At 47.2% G+C, this 18990-nt stretch carries 21 protein-coding genes; 14 read left to right on the plus strand and 7 right to left on the minus strand.

The annotated features are described in order from the left end of the window. The first annotated feature begins 13 nt into the window (after positions 1–13). Both silP and F8562_RS25200 read left to right on the plus strand, forming a co-directional pair. On the plus strand, positions 14–2461 hold the full coding sequence (gene silP / locus F8562_RS25195) for an Ag(+)-translocating P-type ATPase SilP (protein WP_004098955.1): 2448 nt from the start codon (positions 14–16) through the stop codon (positions 2459–2461). A 40-nt stretch (positions 2462–2501) separates the two neighbouring features. Further along, complete coding sequence (locus F8562_RS25200; protein WP_000843497.1) at positions 2502–2699, plus strand: DUF2933 domain-containing protein; 198 nt, start codon at positions 2502–2504, stop codon at positions 2697–2699. A 33-nt stretch (positions 2700–2732) separates the two neighbouring features. On the opposite strand, the gene F8562_RS25205 is transcribed toward F8562_RS25200, so the two are convergent. After that, the gene (locus tag F8562_RS25205) at positions 2733–3470 is read right to left on the minus strand and encodes a peptidoglycan DD-metalloendopeptidase family protein (protein WP_004118669.1); all 738 of its coding nucleotides are present in this window, start codon (positions 3468–3470) and stop codon (positions 2733–2735) included. A 288-nt stretch (positions 3471–3758) separates the two neighbouring features. Beyond that, positions 3759–4208 (minus strand): copper resistance protein, encoded by a 450-nt coding sequence (locus F8562_RS25210; RefSeq protein ID WP_001023257.1) that lies wholly within the window; start codon positions 4206–4208, stop codon positions 3759–3761. A 233-nt stretch (positions 4209–4441) separates the two neighbouring features. On the opposite strand from F8562_RS25210, the gene pcoA reads away from it, so the two are divergent. The 12 genes from pcoA (at position 4442) to F8562_RS25270 (ending at position 13380) form a co-directional block, all read left to right on the plus strand. Further along, positions 4442–6259 carry a multicopper oxidase PcoA gene (gene pcoA / locus F8562_RS25215; protein ID WP_000925242.1) on the plus strand — a complete coding sequence of 606 codons (1818 nt, stop codon included), beginning with the start codon at positions 4442–4444 and terminating at the stop codon, positions 6257–6259. A gap of 5 nt (positions 6260–6264) precedes the next feature. Further along, positions 6265–7155 carry a copper resistance outer membrane transporter PcoB gene (gene pcoB, locus F8562_RS25220; protein WP_001378118.1) on the plus strand — a complete coding sequence of 297 codons (891 nt, stop codon included), beginning with the start codon at positions 6265–6267 and terminating at the stop codon, positions 7153–7155. A 39-nt stretch (positions 7156–7194) separates the two neighbouring features. Next, positions 7195–7575, plus strand: coding sequence for a copper resistance system metallochaperone PcoC (gene pcoC / locus F8562_RS25225; RefSeq protein ID WP_000025662.1), 381 nt, complete (start codon positions 7195–7197; stop codon positions 7573–7575). 55 nt (positions 7576–7630) lie between these two features. Continuing rightward, positions 7631–8509 carry a copper resistance inner membrane protein PcoD gene (pcoD, locus tag F8562_RS25230; RefSeq protein WP_306440360.1) on the plus strand — a complete coding sequence of 293 codons (879 nt, stop codon included), beginning with the start codon at positions 7631–7633 and terminating at the stop codon, positions 8507–8509. A 54-nt stretch (positions 8510–8563) separates the two neighbouring features. Beyond that, complete coding sequence (gene pcoR / locus F8562_RS25235) at positions 8564–9244, plus strand: copper response regulator transcription factor PcoR (protein ID WP_004098938.1); 681 nt, start codon at positions 8564–8566, stop codon at positions 9242–9244. Then, complete coding sequence (pcoS, locus tag F8562_RS25240; protein ID WP_064360950.1) at positions 9241–10641, plus strand: copper resistance membrane spanning protein PcoS; 1401 nt, start codon at positions 9241–9243, stop codon at positions 10639–10641. Before pcoR ends, pcoS begins: the two co-directional genes overlap by 4 nt. A gap of 215 nt (positions 10642–10856) precedes the next feature. After that, entirely contained in the window at positions 10857–11291 is a 435-nt protein-coding gene (locus F8562_RS25245; protein ID WP_004098933.1) for a hypothetical protein, read from the plus strand. Positions 11292–11628: 337 nt separating this feature from the next. After that, positions 11629–11832, plus strand: a complete 204-nt coding sequence (locus tag F8562_RS25250; protein WP_004098931.1) for an HHA domain-containing protein — start codon at positions 11629–11631, stop codon at positions 11830–11832. 48 nt (positions 11833–11880) lie between these two features. Next, positions 11881–12138: a hypothetical protein gene (locus F8562_RS25255; protein WP_004098928.1), complete on the plus strand. Its 258-nt coding sequence runs from the start codon at positions 11881–11883 to the stop codon at positions 12136–12138. Positions 12139–12213: 75 nt separating this feature from the next. Then, positions 12214–12468, plus strand: a complete 255-nt coding sequence (locus F8562_RS25260; protein ID WP_004098924.1) for a hypothetical protein — start codon at positions 12214–12216, stop codon at positions 12466–12468. A 175-nt stretch (positions 12469–12643) separates the two neighbouring features. Then, a complete protein-coding gene (locus tag F8562_RS25265) occupies positions 12644–12910 on the plus strand; it encodes a DUF1778 domain-containing protein (protein ID WP_004098921.1) in 267 nt (88 codons plus the stop codon). Beyond that, positions 12898–13380, plus strand: coding sequence for a GNAT family N-acetyltransferase (locus tag F8562_RS25270; RefSeq protein ID WP_004098919.1), 483 nt, complete (start codon positions 12898–12900; stop codon positions 13378–13380). Before F8562_RS25265 ends, F8562_RS25270 begins: the two co-directional genes overlap by 13 nt. A 158-nt stretch (positions 13381–13538) precedes the next feature. On the opposite strand, the gene F8562_RS25275 is transcribed toward F8562_RS25270, so the two are convergent. The 5 genes from F8562_RS25275 to F8562_RS25295 all read right to left on the minus strand — a co-directional run bounded on the left by F8562_RS25275 (position 13539) and on the right by F8562_RS25295 (position 17990). After that, positions 13539–14210 (minus strand): hypothetical protein, encoded by a 672-nt coding sequence (locus F8562_RS25275; protein ID WP_224239842.1) that lies wholly within the window; start codon positions 14208–14210, stop codon positions 13539–13541. A gap of 380 nt (positions 14211–14590) precedes the next feature. Next, complete coding sequence (locus tag F8562_RS25280) at positions 14591–14902, minus strand: PTS lactose/cellobiose transporter subunit IIA (RefSeq protein WP_049594032.1); 312 nt, start codon at positions 14900–14902, stop codon at positions 14591–14593. 10 nt (positions 14903–14912) lie between these two features. Beyond that, positions 14913–16292 carry a glycoside hydrolase family 1 protein gene (locus tag F8562_RS25285; RefSeq protein WP_049594011.1) on the minus strand — a complete coding sequence of 460 codons (1380 nt, stop codon included), beginning with the start codon at positions 16290–16292 and terminating at the stop codon, positions 14913–14915. 38 nt (positions 16293–16330) lie between these two features. Continuing rightward, entirely contained in the window at positions 16331–17665 is a 1335-nt protein-coding gene (locus tag F8562_RS25290) for a PTS sugar transporter subunit IIC (RefSeq protein WP_049594012.1), read from the minus strand. A 19-nt stretch (positions 17666–17684) separates the two neighbouring features. After that, the gene (locus F8562_RS25295) at positions 17685–17990 is read right to left on the minus strand and encodes a PTS sugar transporter subunit IIB (protein ID WP_012540235.1); all 306 of its coding nucleotides are present in this window, start codon (positions 17988–17990) and stop codon (positions 17685–17687) included. Positions 17991–18990: the final 1000 nt, after the last annotated feature.

Below are 18990 nucleotides of genomic sequence, written 5' to 3' on the forward strand. Positions count from 1 at the left end.
AAGGAGAGTTACTGTGAAAAATGACAATGCAGTGCAACACAACAACCAGACTGCTTCTGAGCAGACATTATCCCCGGACGAGGGCCACGTATTGCATAAGGTGAGAGATCCCGTGTGCGGGATGGCCATCCTGCCCGACAGGGCGCACAGCAGCATTCGATACCAGGACCACCAACTTTATTTCTGCTCCGCCAGCTGTGAGAGTAAATTTAAAGCCCATCCCGATCGTTATCTTACCGAAGATGCCAGTGAACATTCCCATCACCATCACCACGATCATCACGAAGTCAGCCCTGATCAGATAAAACAGCCTCACAACCAGGCGGAAAAAGAGAATTCTGAAGGTGTGTGGACATGTCCGATGCACCCGGAGATACGCCGCAGTGGTCCCGGAAGCTGTCCTGTCTGTGGAATGGCACTGGAGCCGCTCGTAGCTACGGCATCCACGGGGCCGAGTGATGAACTTCACGACATGACAAGACGCTTCTGGCTGGGGTTGTTGCTGGCGTTTCCGGTTCTGGTACTCGAAATGGGATCTCATCTGTTTCCCGACTTGAGGAATACAGTACCGCCACAGTACAACACATGGCTGCAGTTGCTTCTGGCCTCCCCTGTCGTGTTGTGGTGTGGCTGGCCATTCTTCGCCCGGGCCGGAATGTCGTTACGTAACCGCTCCCTGAATATGTTTACCCTTGTTGCAATGGGGACCGGCGTAGCCTGGGTTTACAGCGTCATTGCAACCGTCTTCCCCTCCTGGTTTCCTGCATCGTTCAGAAACATGGATGGCCTGGTGGCCGTTTATTTTGAAGCCGCAGCAGTTATTACGGTGCTTGTTCTGCTGGGACAGGTTCTTGAGCTGCGGGCACGGGAACAAACCTCAGGCGCCATTACTGCGCTTCTGAACCTTGCCCCCAAAACCGCCAGACGGCTGGATCATGACGGTCATGAAACGGATATTAATGCGGAAGATGTCCTGCCTGGCGATAAGCTCCGCATCAGACCTGGAGAGAGTATTCCGGTCGACGGTATCGTGATCGAAGGCAAAACAACCGTTGATGAATCGATGGTGACCGGGGAGTCTATGCCGGTTACCAAAACGAAGGGTGACCCTGTCATTGGGGGGACGATTAATCAGACAGGTAGTCTTATCATCCGTGCAGAGAAAGTCGGTGATGAAACGATGCTCTCACGAATTGTTCAGATGGTCGCTGATGCACAGCGTTCGCGTGCCCCCATCCAGAGAATGGCAGACAGCGTTTCAGGCTGGTTTGTTCCTCTGGTGATACTTATCGCGGTTGTTGCTTTCTTGATCTGGTCTGTCTGGGGGCCCGAGCCCAGGATGGCGCACGGTCTCATTGCGGCTGTGTCGGTCCTGATTATTGCCTGTCCCTGCGCGCTGGGACTGGCCACGCCGATGTCGATAATGGTGGGGGTGGGCAAAGGCGCCCAGGCCGGGGTGTTAATCAAGAATGCCGAAGCCCTTGAGCGTCTTGAAAAAGTGGACACGCTGGTTGTCGACAAAACAGGCACGCTCACGGAAGGTTCGCCTACGGTGACAGGGATTATCAGTCTCAGTCCGGGTGGGGAAATATCTCTTTTACGTGTAACAGCTGCAGTGGAAAAAGGTTCGCAGCATCCGTTGGGTATGGCTGTTGTCAGAGCCGCGCATGAAAAGGGGATCGTGATACCTGCCGTCAGTAATTTCAATGCCCCGTCGGGGAAAGGTGTCTCAGGCGATGTCGAAGGTCAACGGGTTGTTATTGGTAATGAACTGGCTATGCAGGAAAACAGTATCGTTATTGATAATCAAAAGGCCGTTGCGGATACGTTGCGGATGGAAGGCGCTACCGTTATCTATGTGGCCACAGACGGGAACCTTGCAGGCCTGATAGCTATCTCGGATCCCGTGAAAGCAACCACGCCGGATGCGCTTAAAGCTTTGCGTCAGGCGGGGATCCGCATTGTTATGCTCACCGGGGATAACCAGCTTACTGCTGAAGCAGTCGCACGGAAACTGGGAATAGATGAGGTTGAAGCCGGGATTCTGCCGGATGGCAAAAAAGCAGTGATAACCCGACTGAAAGCGTCTGGCCATGTGGTTGCGATGGCCGGAGACGGTGTGAATGATGCCCCGGCGCTGGCAGCGGCTGACGTGGGTATAGCCATGGGAACGGGTACAGATGTGGCAATAGAAAGTGCTGGCGTTACCCTTCTCAAAGGCGATTTGATGATACTCAACAGGGCCCGTCATCTGTCAGAAATCACCATGAAAAATATCCGGCAGAATCTGTTTTTTGCGTTTATCTACAATGCTCTTGGGGTGCCTGTAGCTGCAGGTCTGCTTTATCCTGTGTATGGAATACTGCTGTCGCCAGTTATTGCGGCGGCGGCTATGGCCCTTTCCTCCGTTAGCGTCATTGCAAATGCGTTGCGTCTGAAAAGTGTCAGGCTCGGGAAATAACCCTGAATGAAGGGTCTGTTACTAACAGAAGGAGTCCGGTATGAAAAGTACCACCTATGCGCTTATTGCTGTCGCCGCGATTGCGGCATTTGCCCTCCTGCGCGAACACTGGTCACATGTGGCAGGTTACTGGCCATATCTGTTATTGCTGGTCTGCCCGCTAATGCATCTTTTCCACGGCCACGGAGGGCATGGAGATCATCAACATCAAGGAAGTGAAAACGATAAAAAAAATTAATCCGGCAGACGGGGCCGCGTCGCGGCCCCGTTATCAGTCCAGGTATCGTTCGTAGTCTCTGGCATGCGCAAAGGCATGCTGTTCAAGTTTGTTATCAGCGGGTGCCGCTGCCCGGAACGCCAGTGAGTTAACAGGATTGTTATTGATGACCAGCTCGTAATGCAGATGAGGACCGGATGAACGTCCGCTGTTACCGGATAACGCAATAGCGTCTCCCCGGGTAACCCTGGCCCCTTTAGTAACGAGTATTTTATTGAGGTGGAGATAGCGAGTTTTAACACCGGCTTTTCCTGTTACTTCAACAAAATATCCCATGGTGCTGTTGTATTCGGCCCGGGTGATTTTTCCGTCGATGACGCTGACTATTTTCGTGTTCATGGGCATGGAATAATCAATGCCATTATGGGGACTCACTTTTCCCGATACCGGGTTAAGTCTTGCAGGATTGAAAGGCGAACTGAGTCTTGCTGTGGCCGGTAACGGATAATCGAGACTGCCTTTCCCGGAAGTATCGGAAAGGTTATAGAACTTTTTATCTGATATACGATACGCCGTGTAATTAAATGAACCGGACGTAAATTTATAGGCCACGACACGTGATTTTCCCGCTTTCTTTTGCAGTACGAGTTTTAATGATTCATTTTTTTTCAAATGCCGCAGATTAAACCGGGAAGGCAAGGAGCGCTGAAGAGTAGCGATCTCGTTCGATTCCAGCCCCGAGCGGGTGGCTGAAAGGTAGGCATTTTCTTTTACGACATCGGTAGAATACATTTACTGGAATTCGCCGTTAGCATGAACACTGCGGCGTATGCTAGGGGTTTTCAGGAGGCGTGTCATCTGTCAGTTAATCGGGAGCACCGTTGATGGTCGTCATTTTTGTAACATATCTTGTTTCCCGTTTGCTCCTGAAGCTCTGGGAACTGTATGACCAGCCCGACGGTGATGATTAACGGGACTGAAACAGGTTACGGCAGAGCAATATGGGGCTCATGTCCTGCTACGTAACCCGTCAGTAAAGCCCTGCTGCGCACCTGACGCTAAGCTCTAACCCGCCTGCAGTTACCTGGTCGAATACAGCCCGCGAAGCTTTCTTGCCTGCGTCTGATGTGCTTCCGCACCGGCATTATTGACCTGCTCATGCACGAGAGCGGCTTTTTCTCCGGCATTCAGTTCGTTAAAAGAAGAAGACGAGGTCTTTGAATTTGCATCACTGCCGGACAGCATTTTTTTATGTTCCTCAATCATTTTCTGATGCGCATAGGACGCGCTGTTGTTCATAAATGAATGAGCAACAATGGCCCTTTCATGTTCATTCATTTCGGAGAATGAGGGCGTGTTGTTTTTATTAACCCTGTCCGGTAAGTTTTCATGCGTCGAGGAGTTCACATGACTGACGGCTGAGGCATTATTAACAAATCGATGTGCTTCATGGGCAATATCACTGGACTGAGCAAAAGCTGCCCCACAAAATAAAGCTGTAAACGCAGTGGTCGTGATTAATATATTCATGTGTAATTACCTTCTGAGGTACATAAAAGATGTCCTTATGATCATATATAAAAAAATCAACCTGTGGGGAAGATGACGTAAATGTAATACAGCCACGTACATTACACGATTGTAATGAATTTGTTTCTTAAGGTGTGCTAGATTCATTTCATTGTAAGTGGATGAACCAGTAATTTAATTTAAATCGGTTCTCGAATTCTGTCAGTAACCATACTTTAAATAAGGGAATGCGCATGCTGTTGAAAACGTCTCGACGAACTTTCCTGAAGGGGTTAACCCTCTCTGGCGTAGCCGGAAGTCTTGGCGTATGGAGTTTCAATGCGCGTTCCAGTCTGAGCCTGCCAGTTGCCGCATCCCTGCAGGGTACTCAGTTTGACCTGACCATTGGTGAAACGGCCGTCAATATCACGGGCAGTGAGCGTCAGGCCAAAACAATCAATGGAGGCCTGCCGGGGCCCGTTCTTCGCTGGAAAGAAGGTGACACCATTACCCTGAAGGTCAAAAACCGTCTTAATGAACAGACGTCCATTCACTGGCACGGCATTATTCTTCCGGCCAATATGGATGGTGTTCCGGGGCTGAGTTTTATGGGCATAGAGCCTGATGATACCTACGTTTACACCTTTAAGGTTAAGCAGAACGGGACTTACTGGTACCACAGCCATTCCGGTCTGCAGGAACAGGAGGGGGTATACGGTGCCATTATCATCGATGCCAGGGAGCCAGAACCGTTTGCTTACGATCGTGAGCATGTGGTCATGTTGTCTGACTGGACCGATGAAAATCCTCACAGCCTGCTGAAAAAATTAAAAAAACAGTCGGATTACTACAATTTCAATAAACCAACCGTTGGCTCTTTTTTCCGCGACGTGAATACCAGGGGGCTGTCAGCCACCATTGCCGATCGGAAAATGTGGGCTGAAATGAAAATGAATCCGACTGACCTCGCGGATGTCAGTGGCTACACCTACACCTATCTCATGAACGGGCAGGCCCCGCTGAAAAACTGGACCGGACTGTTCCGTCCCGGTGAAAAGATACGCTTACGGTTTATCAACGGCTCGGCAATGACCTATTTCGATATCCGTATCCCCGGGCTGAAAATGACGGTCGTGGCTGCAGATGGCCAGTATGTAAACCCGGTTACCGTTGACGAATTCAGGATTGCCGTTGCCGAAACCTATGATGTCATTGTGGAGCCTCAGGGTGAGGCCTATACCATCTTCGCACAATCCATGGACAGGACCGGTTACGCTCGAGGGACACTGGCCACGAGAGAAGGGTTAAGTGCTGCCGTTCCCCCCCTCGATCCCCGTCCTCTGTTGACCATGGAAGATATGGGTATGGGGGGAATGGGACATGATATGGCAGGAATGGACCACAGCCAGATGGGAGGCATGGATAACAGCGGAGAGATGATGTCTATGGACGGTGCTGACCTTCCGGATAGCGGGACATCCTCCGCGCCCATGGATCACAGCAGCATGGCCGGTATGGATCATTCCCGGATGGCCGGAATGCCGGGTATGCAAAGTCATCCTGCGTCAGAAACGGATAACCCACTGGTTGATATGCAGGCGATGAGCGTCTCTCCGAAATTAAATGATCCGGGTATTGGTCTTCGAAATAACGGAAGAAAGGTTCTCACGTACGCGGATTTGAAAAGCCGCTTTGAGGATCCTGACGGACGTGAACCTGGCCGTACCATAGAACTGCATTTAACCGGCCACATGGAAAAGTTTGCCTGGTCATTTAACGGAATCAAGTTTTCAGATGCCGCACCGGTGCTGCTGAAATACGGTGAGCGGCTCAGGATCACGCTGATCAACGATACCATGATGACTCACCCCATTCACCTGCATGGTATGTGGAGCGATCTGGAAGATGAAAACGGTAATTTCATGGTTCGTAAACACACAATAGATGTTCCCCCTGGTACAAAACGCAGTTACAGAGTGACAGCAGATGCGCTTGGCCGCTGGGCGTATCACTGCCATTTGCTCTATCACATGGAAATGGGAATGTTTCGTGAAGTCCGGGTGGAGGAATGATGCGAATGAAGAGAAATTTGAAGGCCATACCTGTTCTGGTCGCCGGTTTGTTTACCTCACAGCTTTCTATTGCGGCGGGCTCCGTCTCTGCAGATCCCCACGCCGGGCACGACATGTCTGCCATGCAGATGCCAGCAGATGAGAATTTCACTGAGATGACGTCAATGGAGCCCATTGTAACTGAGAGCAGAACGCCAATTCCGCCTGTTACCGATGCCGACCGGAAGGCTGCATTCGGCAATTTACAGGGGCATGCGATTCACGACAGTGCGATTAATTATCTGGTTCTGCTGGATCAACTGGAATGGCAACGGTCGGATAACACCAACAATTTCAGCTGGAGTGTTAACAGCTGGATTGGAGGCGACACAGATCGGATTTGGCTAAAGAGTGAAGGTGAACGAAGCAATGGGGAAACGGAGGCGGCTGAAGCGCAGTTACTCTGGGGACATGCGGTTGGCCCATGGTGGGATTTGGTTGCGGGTGTCAGGCAGGATTTCAGACCTGCTTCTGCCCGGACCTGGGCTGCTGTCGGTTTTCAGGGGCTGGCACTCTATAATTTTGAGTCTGAAATTACGGGTTTTGTCAGTAATGGCGGAAAAGCAGCCCTTCGTCTGGGAGGAGAATACGACGTTTTACTGACTAACCGGCTCATACTCCAGCCATCCTATGAGGTGAATTTCTACAGTCAGGATGATGAATCGCGGGGTCGCGGCAGGGGACTGACTGACACAGAGCTGGGGCTCCGGCTGCGCTATGAAATACGCCGTGAGTTTGCACCCTATATAGGCGTTTCCTGGAATCAACTTTACGGGAAAACATCCGATATGGCGAAAAGAGAAGGTGAGAAAGACCATCAGGTAGTATTCCTGGCGGGAGCCAGAATCTGGTTTTAACGCACTGATATAAAACACTCAACTAAACAGGTAAATAAAATGTCGATTTTAAATAAAGCCATTCTTACAGGTGGCCTCGTTATGGGCGTTGCTTTCTCTGCTATGGCCCATCCGGAATTAAAAAGCTCTGTGCCACAGGCTGATTCAGCCGTAGCGGCCCCGGAAAAGATTCAGCTTAATTTCTCGGAAAATCTGACCGTGAAATTCTCAGGTGCAAAATTAACGATGACGGGTATGAAAGGCATGTCATCACATTCTCCGATGCCGGTCGCGGCAAAAGTGGCGCCAGGCGCTGACCCTAAATCGATGGTCATTATTCCGCGAGAGCCTTTACCCGCTGGCACTTATCGTGTTGACTGGCGCGCGGTTTCTTCAGATACGCACCCTATTACCGGTAATTACACCTTTACAGTGAAGTAATATTATGAACGACCTGATTATGATTGTTATTCGTTTTCTTCTTTATCTGGATTTGATGGTAATATTTGGATTGCCATTTTTTCAGATATATGGAATAAGCGGTGTCAGACATGAAACCTATAACCTGACTAATTTAAGGTCGTTTATAACCTTTGCTGTTGTTACAGGCATCATTCTTACTGGCATTAATATGCTCCTGGTATCTAATGCCATGAGTGGAGTAACTGACCTCAGAGAATTATCCATCCATATTATCGAGATGGTGATAGAAGAAACTGATGTGGGTATTAGCTGGATTGTCAGGCTCTGTGCCCTGTTTACCACACTCGGTGCTTTGTTCCTTTACACTAATAAGAGAGTATTGTCCTGCCTGCTGATGACGATGAGTGGGGGCGTGGCGCTGGCTACACTTGCCTGGGGAGGACACGCCGTTATGCATGACGGTCTGCATTACTATCTCCATTTACTGAGCGATCTGACCCATCTCGGCGCTGCAGGTGCCTGGACAGGTGCTCTGGTTGCATTTGCTATCCTGCTGATGCGCAGAAACGAGCATAATGCACAGAGCGTCATTGTGATATCTGACTCCCTGGCAAAATTTGCCACGGCAGGAACGGTGATTGTTGTAGCCCTGATCCTGAGTGCGCTGGTCAACTATCTGTATATTGCTGAGGGTAACTTAACTCCCTTATTCAACAGTTCCTGGGGGAGGATATTGCTTGCCAAGACGGCTCTGTTTGTTCTGATGCTTCTTCTGGCTGCAGCAAACCGGTTTCACCTGGGTCCCCGGCTTGAAGTTATGGTCAGGGAAGGGAATTATGATCGCAGCGTTGCCCTGATGCGAAACAGCATCCTGACAGAATTCGTTGTTGCGATTATCATTCTGGGCGCCGTAGCGTGGCTCGGAATGCTTGCTCCGTCTCAGGTCAGCTAGGGGACAGCCAAAGCTCATGCGTGAGATTTTTACTTTCATATCAGCGAGTTGACCATGCAGCGTATTTTAATCGTTGAAGACGAACAAAAAACAGGTCGTTACCTGCAGCAGGGACTGGTTGAGGAAGGCTATCAGGCCGATCTCTTTAATAATGGCCGCGATGGTCTCGGGGCCGCGTCGAAGGGACAGTATGATTTGATAATACTGGACGTGATGCTGCCTTTCCTCGACGGGTGGCAAATCATCAGCGCACTGAGGGAGTCCGGGCACGAAGAACCGGTCCTGTTTTTAACCGCAAAGGACAACGTGCGGGACAAAGTGAAAGGACTGGAGCTTGGCGCAGATGACTACCTGATTAAGCCCTTTGATTTTACGGAGCTGGTTGCACGTGTAAGAACCTTGCTGCGACGCGCCCGCTCGCAGGCCGCAACAGTCTGCACCATCGCCGATTTGACCGTTGATATGGTGCGCCGGACCGTGATCCGTTCGGGGAAGAAGATCCATCTCACCGGTAAAGAATACGTTCTGCTTGAGTTGCTGCTGCAACGCACCGGAGAAGTGTTACCCAGGAGTCTTATCTCGTCCCTGGTCTGGAACATGAATTTTGACAGTGATACGAATGTGATTGATGTCGCCGTGAGACGTCTGAGAAGTAAAATTGATGATGACTTTGAGCCAAAACTGATCCATACCGTTCGCGGTGCCGGATATGTCCTGGAGATCAGAGAAGAGTGAGGTTCAAAATTTCCCTGACCACACGCCTGAGCCTGATTTTTTCTGCGGTGATGCTTACGGTATGGTGGTTATCAAGTTTTATCCTGATTAGCACCCTGAATGGCTATTTCGATAATCAGGACCGCGATTTTCTGACAGGTAAACTTCAGCTCACCGAAGAGTTTCTTAAAACAGAGACGTTCAGGAACAAAACGGATATTAAGTCATTATCAGAAAAAATAAACGATGCGATGGTGGGGCACAATGGCTTATTCATTTCTATAAAAAACATGGAAAATGAAAAAATTGTTGAACTCTATGCCAAAAATTCTGTTGTTCCAGCGGTCCTGCTTAATAAGTCGGGTGATATTCTCGACTATATGATCCAGACGGAAGAAAATAACACCGTGTACCGCAGTATCTCGCGGCGGGTTGCCGTGACGCCGGAACAGGGTAAAAGCAAACATGTCATCATTACGGTTGCCACGGATACTGGGTATCACACCCTGTTTATGGACAAACTCAGTACCTGGCTGTTCTGGTTCAATATCGGTCTGGTCTTTATTTCTGTTATTCTGGGCTGGCTGACCACACGTATTGGTCTGAAACCGCTACGGGAAATGACCAGTCTGGCTTCCTCCATGACCGTACACAGCCTGGATCAGCGTCTAAATCCCGATCTGGCTCCGCCGGAAATCTCTGAGACCATGCAGGAGTTCAATAATATGTTTGATCGCCTGGAGGGGGCATTCCGGAAACTGTCAGATTTCTCGTCTGACATCGCGCATGAGCTGCGCACACCAGTCAGTAATCTGATGATGCAGACGCAGTTTGCACTGGCTAAGGAAAGGGATGTTTCGCATTACCGCGAAATTTTATTCGCTAACCTGGAAGAACTGAAAAGGTTGTCACGAATGACCAGTGACATGCTTTTTCTGGCACGTTCAGAGCATGGTCTGCTGCGGCTGGATAAACATGATGTGGATCTGGCAGCCGAACTGAATGAATTACGTGAGTTGTTCGAGCCCCTGGCAGACGAAACAGGAAAGACAATCACGGTTGAAGGAGAGGGCGTTGTTGCCGGAGACAGCGATATGCTCCGACGTGCTTTCAGTAACCTGCTTTCCAATGCAATCAAGTATTCTCCCGATAACACCTGTACAGCGATACACCTTGAGCGTGACAGTGACTGTGTGAACGTGATGATTACGAATACGATGTCCGGCCAGGTTCCCGCTAATCTGGAACGTTTGTTTGACCGGTTCTATCGCGCAGACTCATCAAGGTTCTACAACACGGAAGGCGCGGGGCTGGGATTATCAATTACAAGGTCGATCATTCATGCTCACGGCGGCGAGCTGTCAGCAGAACAGCAGGGGCGGGAAATTGTGTTCAGTGTGCGTCTGTTAATGGATTAATAACGTTATTCAGGAGAAAACCGGAAGGTGACAAAAATGTCATCATTCAGTCACGTGATAAACAGAGGCGGTTTTTTATAATCAGTCATAAATCAGGACAGCGTGATAATTCAATCGCCCGGTTCCTGGCGTGATGATCAACCAGCCCTGAGATCAAATGCTTTCTCTGTTATAAGCATTGATTGTTCGGGTATGAAAACACCGGAGACCCAACCATGAAAAAGATCCTTGTATCCTTTATTGCCATGATGGCTGTCGCTTCATCTGCCTGGGCTGCAGAGACAATGAACATGCATGACCAGGTAAATAATGCCCAGGCGCCTGCCCATCAGATGCAATCATCCGCTGAAAAAAGTGCAGTTCAGGGGGAGAGCATGAAAATGATGGATATGAGCGGTCACGATCAGGCCGCAATGTCCCATGAAATGATGCAAAACGGCAATACTGCCGCCCATCAGGACATGGCTGAAATGCATAAAAAAATGATGAAAGCCAAACCTGAGAACACCCAAAAAACTGCTAAGCCATTTTCCGAAATGAGCGAGCATGAGAAAGCCGCTGTTGTGCATGAGAAGGCGAATAATGGTCAGTCTTCCGTTATTCATCAGCAACAGGCGGAAAAGCATCGCAGCCAGATCACCCAGAATTAACCCGCAGCTCCACTTGTCAGACCCTCATTTGACGCCGAAGTCACTGGCTTACGCTCCCGTCCGGGAGCGTTTTTTTTATAAGCGAAATGAATAATAATGAAAGAGTCCATACACAATGTCTTTTTTGGTCATGCCGACCTTACAATTAACTTATGTTGTTTGAGAATCCTGTTCCCCAGTCATCTCCAGGGTTCATGCCGCGCCGTATCTATATAGTCTGTCCGCACTCTTAACTTTTGTGGTTTACATTACATATGCAAAATGGTTCACTCATAACCGACTGAAAGAAAAGCATCTTCCAGAATGATATTACCGGGACACCTCAGGATATAAATTAATGACGAAACAGGAATGGATTTTACGACTACGCCGCTGTACATCACAGGAAACTCTGGAAAGGATAATAGAAAAAAATAAATATTCCCTGACGGATGACGAACTTGAGCACTTTAATGCCGCAGTGGATCACCGGCTGGCGGAAATGGCAATGGGGAAGTTTTATGATAAAATACCTGCAGGCGTCTGGAAATATGTTAAATAATACAGCCAGCATCAGTCTGTTCGCAGTTATCTCACCTGGAGCGCAATCATGAATATGATATTTGAACTGATTGGATTGTTACTGGTAGTCGGATGCGCATTCTTCACCACTTTTTTCTTAGCCGCAGTAGCAGGCACTATGGTAGTTATTCTTGGATGGGGAATTTCTATTGTCACCCCGAAGGTGGTTACCTGTACTAATGATTGCATCACTACTGTTTTTGATGCCAAACCCTTTGGCTGGCTTCTGATTGTGTTTTCATTAACCATGATGTTCTTTATTATCAGGGGTATGATTAAACGTTAGATTGCCTTTAGTGTGTAGTTAAATCATCATCACAACAGCGTTAATCTGAAACTGATATTGCCGGAGGGGATCATCATGACGGGAAGAGGCATTAACACAGTACGTATCGGTGATGAAGTGAAGCACATCGCCGAGCTCAATGCACTAACACTCATGCATGAATGGTCAAAGCTTAAAAAAGAAAATGCAGACCTGTATGACTATAACCGTCAGGTTAACCGGGGGTGGCGCGGTTTTATTCTTCGCCTGATGGGTATCCATTTGCCTGAAAAAAAACGTGTTTGTCTTTATGGCATTAATGCCAGAAAAGAATCCATCTATCCCGACTGAAGCCGTGCTGGCAGTGATAGTGAGCAGGCCATTGCAGAAGAATAGCTGTAATTTGACGCTAAGTTTCTGATATTTAACATAAAACGCATTATCGACACTTTGAGATGTGTAGCATTTGCTATACGTTCGTGTTGTGTTATTCTTGTATACCAATTGCTATACAGGAGAGGTGTGTATGAAATCAGATGTTCAACTCAACCTAAGAGCTAAAGAGTCTCAGAGAGCACTCATCGATGCCGCTGCAGAGATCCTTCATAAATCGCGAACCGACTTTATCCTAGAGATTGCCTGCAAGGCTGCGGAGAATGTGATCCTTGATCGCCGTGTTTTCAATTTTAACGACGAACAGTATGCAGAGTTCATCGATATGCTCGATGCACCAGTCGAGGATGATTCCGCCATTAATAAACTACTGGCAAGGAAACCTCAGTGGGACGTATAACCGCGCCCGAGCCGTTATCCAGCGCTCATCAGCTGGCTGAGTTCGTCAGTGGAGAGACAGTCCTCGATGAATGGCTAAAACAGAGAGGTTTAAAAAATCAAGCTCTTGGCGCTGCCCGAACGTTCGTTGTTTGCAAGAAGGGTACGAAGAAAGTAGCTGGTTTTTACTCTTTGGCCACCGGTAGCGTTAACCATACGGAAGCTACAGGCAGTCTTCGGCGTAACATGCCAGATCCTATACCGGTGATTATACTCGCTCGCCTGGCGGTAGATGTCTCATTGCACGGAAAAGGGGTTGGTGCCGATTTACTCCACGATGCAGTTCTACGGTGTTATCGCGTAGCTGAGAACATTGGCGTTCGTGCGATAATGGTTCATGCGCTTACTGAAGAAGCCAAAGGTTTCTATGCTCACCATGGATTTAAGGCATCACAAACTCATGAGAGGACTCTGTTTCTAAAGCTTCCATGACTGGTTGCTGGAGTGGGAAAGTAGCAGGCCACTGCCTCAACATATTGATTTTTATTTCGTTTATTATTGAATTTAACATAATCTTTGTTATCCGCACTGATGTTGTAACTCCCATATTCTAATGTCACTTTCGGGGCTGCGGATGTATTCCTGGACTGTTATGTTGTGATCCCAAGATGCTGCCGGTACTTCACCGGACTCATTGCACCTAATAAGAGCGCATTCCCGGAGACCATCTGCGGCAGTGCGCTAAGCAGCGCTTCAATCCTGAATCTGTCATAGCACCGGACGGAATCCACAAAACGGGATCTGAACAGCGCGACGTACAGGTCCGCAATCACGCTGGCGGACATTTCTGCAAGGGGCCGGATTTCCCCGCCTGCACTTATAAAACGTTTTAGTTCACCATTTCGCTTCCGGGTCGTTTTCGTCGAAAACGACTCTTTAATTCGGTAAACCTCAGGCGCCTGGCCAAAGGCCGGAATGGAATTGAGCACGCATCCACGAAGGACCGACGAAAGTCGGTTAGTTTTCGTCGGGAGAATCACCTTATGTTCGGGAGCCGCAGGCAGAATGATTTCGTCATAGGATATGGGATAATCCTGCCAAACATTCAGGCCGGGATATTTTTTATTCGTCACGAAATATGCGGCAGTGATATCCCCATTGTTTTCGGTATGCCAGAAATCGAATGTTAGTATTTTTTCGTCCATAAAAAAGCGAACAACGTCTGGGTGCATATTCACACTGCCACCGTACTTCAGGTATGTTTCCTTGTAGAGGTCAAAATCCGAAGGTACCCATCCGCACAGCGCATGCTTTAATTTCATGTTTAATCACCCTTCAAGCCGAGGTAACTATCGATATTTTCGTCAGAAATAATCAGATAGCATCAGGTCCGTCTTTGTGTGCGCCGTCCGGGGCGATAAAAGCGAAGTAAACTGGCATTTCCATGACCGACTGCTGGTAGTAAAAAGCCGAATACTAATTCGGTAATATAGCGTTTACCAATTTACTGATCGTAGCCGGCTTAATTATGCTGTTATGAAGCTTATTCGCATAGTCAAATGTCCATGCTTCGCGGCTAAGTTCAGCTCTGAAAATAAACCATGACGTAGACCCTTATAGAAGGACGCCCCGGATAATAGGGTCACGCTATCTTTGCTGAGCGAGCGCGGTTGCGAATCCAGGACGCCTTCTTTATTCAAGGCTAATTCAATTTACTTTTATAGATCTGAACCAACTCGGTTATCATTTCGCGACACAGGATAGATGTCATCAGATGATCTTGCGCATGTACCATCACAAGCGTCATCGTCGTTTTCCCCATTCCTTCGTCTTCTTCAATCAGCTTAGTCTGTATGGCATGCGCTTCTTTACCCGCTTCAGCGGCCATCTCAAGTAATTTGCTGGCATGATCAAAATCACCTGATTTCGCATGATTTAATGCTTCATAGCATAAACTTCTTGAATGGCCGGCATTAACAATAATACCCATAACGACTTCTTCGGTATCTAACATACTATCCTCATCAAAATCCATTATTCACGGAAACTTCTGCAAACCATTCACCGCTCTGTTTCACGGTGCGAACTTGAGAATCCAGGTCCAGGCTAATGAAACCATATCGGTTTTTGTAAGCATTCATCCACGACCAGTTGTCAATAAAGGTCCATAAATGATATCCCTGGCATTGAGACCCTTCGCTAATAGCACGGTGTACCCACTTCAGGTGCTCCCGAATAAAATCAATTCGGTAATGATCTTTTACCTGCCCGTCATCAGCAATAAATCGGGTCTCGTTCTCAACACCCATGCCATTTTCAGAAATATAGCAAGGGATATTTCCATAGTTATCGCGTAGGTTGATTAAGATATCGTAAATACCCTGTTCATAAATTTCCCAGCCACGATATACGTTCATTTTACGGCCAGGCATTTCATAGTTTTCAAAAAACCAATCGGGCATGAACGGTGAATCAGGATTGATCATCGTTGCCCTGGCTTTGACTCTTCGCGGTTGGTAATAGTTAACGCCGAGGAAGTCAACCTTACCCTGCTGGATGATTTCCAGGTCTCCACTTTCGTATTCTGGCAACTGATCGTAGGTTTTTAAAATCTCTATTAGTTCGACCGGATAGATACCATTTATTGCTGGCTCCAGGAATGAACGGTTGAAGAATAGGTCAGCAATAAACGATGCTTTCAAGTCCTCTTCATTATTAGACCGAGGGTATGAAGGCGTCAGATTAAGCACTATGCCAATTTTACCGGACAGCCCCATGTCTTTATACGCTCTTACCGCTTTACTGTGTGCCAGCATGATATGAAACGCAACTTGCGCCGCGCTGCGGAAATTTACATTATTCGGGTAGTGGAAGTCGTATAAATATCCCCCTTCCACAACGACAACCGGCTCATTAAAGGTAACCCAGTGCTTAACTCTATCACCAAACAGTTCAAAACAAACTTTGGCGTAGGTTTCATAGGCTGCAACCGTTTCCCTGCTTTGCCATCCTCCTCGCTCCTGCCAGTATAGCGGCATGTCGAAATGGAAAAGCCCGAAAATCGGTTCAATGCCATTTTCGATTAAATCATCAATGACATTATTATAAAATTCGACGGCTTCCCGGTTGATTTTTTCGCCATCCGGCATCAATCGGGCCCAGGAGATAGATGTCCGGAAGCTGTTATGTCCAATACGCTTCATCAACAGAATATCTTGATGATAATTCTTGTAAAACGTGGATGTTTCAGCCGGACCAATTTGCTCATGAAATCTGTTCGGCTCAAGATTATACCAATGATCCCATATGTTTTTTGCTTTTCCATCGCCATCAACCGAACCTTCTGATTGCGTCGCAGATGAAGCGCTCCCCCACCAAAACCCATCCGGGAATTTATATTCCATACATCACCTCATGACTTAAAATATTTAAAATTAACGTATTAAACTTTTTCTGACTTTAATTCAAAACTTTCTTCATTTTTACTTTCAACGTTTGAATTATCGGCTGCCAGCAACGTTTTCTCGTATGCTTTGACGAACGGGTAATACATTAACGCGGCTATAGCCATACAGATAAAGCACAGTATTACCGGAGCAATAGCCCAGTTAGTTGCCCATGATGCGCCAATGGGAGCGGGAGTCGTCCATGCGGTCATCATAACCACTTTCTCTACCAGCCCCAGATCGATGGCATACCATGCAAGAATGGCGTTAATCACAGGGATAAACACAAACGGAATGAACAAAATCGGGTTCATGATGATCGGCGCGCCGAACAATATCGGTTCGTTGATGTTGAAAAGACCGGGTACAAAGCCCATACGGCCGATAGTCCGAAGATGAGCAGCCCTACTTCTGATCAGCAGAATTGCCAATGGTAAGGTTGAACCCACACCTCCTATAAACAGGAAATGATCCCAGAAGCCTTGTACAAAAGTATGCGGGATCGCTTCTCCTGCTGCCAATGCGGCCTGGTTAGACGCAAGGTTCGCCATCCAGAAAGGGTTCATGATCCCGGTAACAATCATCGTCCCATGTATACCCGCGAACCACAGGATTTGGCACAACAGCACGGCCAGAATCACCGCTAAAAGGCTATCCGATGCCGCGACTAAGGGCTTAAGCATCGCCATAATAGCTTCAGGTAAAATCATACCTGTAGCATGCTCAATGAAAAGATTCAGAGGATGTAAGGTAATCATAATAACAATGACCGGGATCAGCACCTCAAACGACCGGGAAACACCAGGCGGCACCTGCTCCGGTAATTTAATTGTAATATTCCGTTTTTTCAGCCAACGATAGACCTCTGTCGCATATATTGAACAAAGCAACGCGGTAAAGATACCTTGGCCAGAAAAATACTGCATTGACAGGGCGCCGTTCTTAAGGTCGGCGGCAACCAGCATAAACGACATCAGCGAAAGAAGACCCGTTGTTATAGGATCTAAAGAGTATTGTTTTCCTAAACTTGCCCCTACCCCGACTGAAATAAATATGGTCATTAACCCCATACTCATATTAAACGGTAACATCAACTGTTCGCGATAGTTTGCAGAGAAATTCAGCCAGGCTTTCGCAAATTGAAAAGTGGTATTAGTTGATATTGGAGGAAAGATAAAAACAAGCATAAAGCTGCCAACAATCATAAACGGCAGCGCGGCGATGAATCCATCACGTATTGCCAGGACATATCGTTGCTGAGCAATAACACCAGCCATCGGCGCAAGCCGTTTTTCAATGATGCCAACCAAAAAATTATAAAATGAGTTCATCTGATGTTTCACCCTACCGTCATTTAGCCAGTTCTAATGCAATATCCAGAACCCGATCTCCGCGCAGCATCCCATAGTCCAGCATCTCGATAGGTTGGACTTTAATTCCATAAACGGACGCTTTAGACGATAAATTATTCTGCATATACTTAATTTGCGGTCCAAGCAGCACGACATGGTAGTTGGGCATGTTTTCATCAAATTCAGCTACGCCAAAAGCCTTGATTTCAACATCCAGGTTCTTCGCTTCCGCGGCTTCTTCCATTTTTTTTACCAGCAGGCTTGTAGACATACCTGCGGAGCAACAAAGCATGATCTTTTTCATTTTTAAATCTCCATATTGATAGTTCGAAGCAATATAAATCCATATCATTTTTTAGGAAATCGATTTCAATCATAAATGCCGTAATCGTGACAGCGATCACTATCCTTATCATTAAAGTCTATATATATCAATGTGTTATAAAAATAACATTCAAATTTTATCGTTATAACCCTTTTTATTGCTCTAAGATACCGGTATCAAACACAATCTTTACCGCAGTCGTCACCGATGTAACCCACTGCGCCAGCCCGCCGTTCAGCGCAAACCTGTGGAAATTACCGATGGAGCTATCCGCTCTGCCTGCCGCTACGACGCATGAAATCTCAAGCTGACATACCCTGACTGCTCGGTTGCTTTAGAGGTAAAACCACCAGGGTTTGAGCGCTACAGCTTAGGGAGCGAATGACTACAAGTCAGACCAATATGAAACCGATATCTAAAAATAAAAAGAAAAAACCGAATTTTATGAAATGATAATATTGACGCATTGACAGTATAAAATCTATTAGAATCAACATATTATCACATATTACCAAATGTGACGGAACGCACACTTCCTGACAAAAGGTTAAAATTCAGTTGATCATGAAACCGATTTCTTAGAGATTGAATGTCAACCGATGTCTAATGCTGATTTAAGGCTGCCTAAACGCCTTAAATGGGATCTAAGATGACACAAGCGAAACAGGGTCAGGTGAATACCCCTCTTATCTCATTGTGACTTTTTAATTATGCAAAACTTCGATGGAGATATGGCTCAGGAAATTAATTGATAACGGGATATCATTGATACGCCAAAAGTGTAAATCAGCAGCAATCTCAGCGCCTGAAAACGAACGCTGTCGCAGCGTATTTAAATTCCCCTAGCATCTGGTATTAGTTTGCAGGTTAAGAATAGACAACGCGAGTCGAATTTATATAGAACAGTTATCGCTTTCACAGATACATCGCTGATGATCGGTAAAAGAATAGTCATTATTCTGTTCACTATTAAGCTATT

The sequence above is a fragment of the Klebsiella sp. RCJ4 genome (assembly GCF_009025755.1).
In the GTDB taxonomy this organism is placed as follows: Bacteria; Pseudomonadota; Gammaproteobacteria; order Enterobacterales; family Enterobacteriaceae; genus Klebsiella; species Klebsiella michiganensis.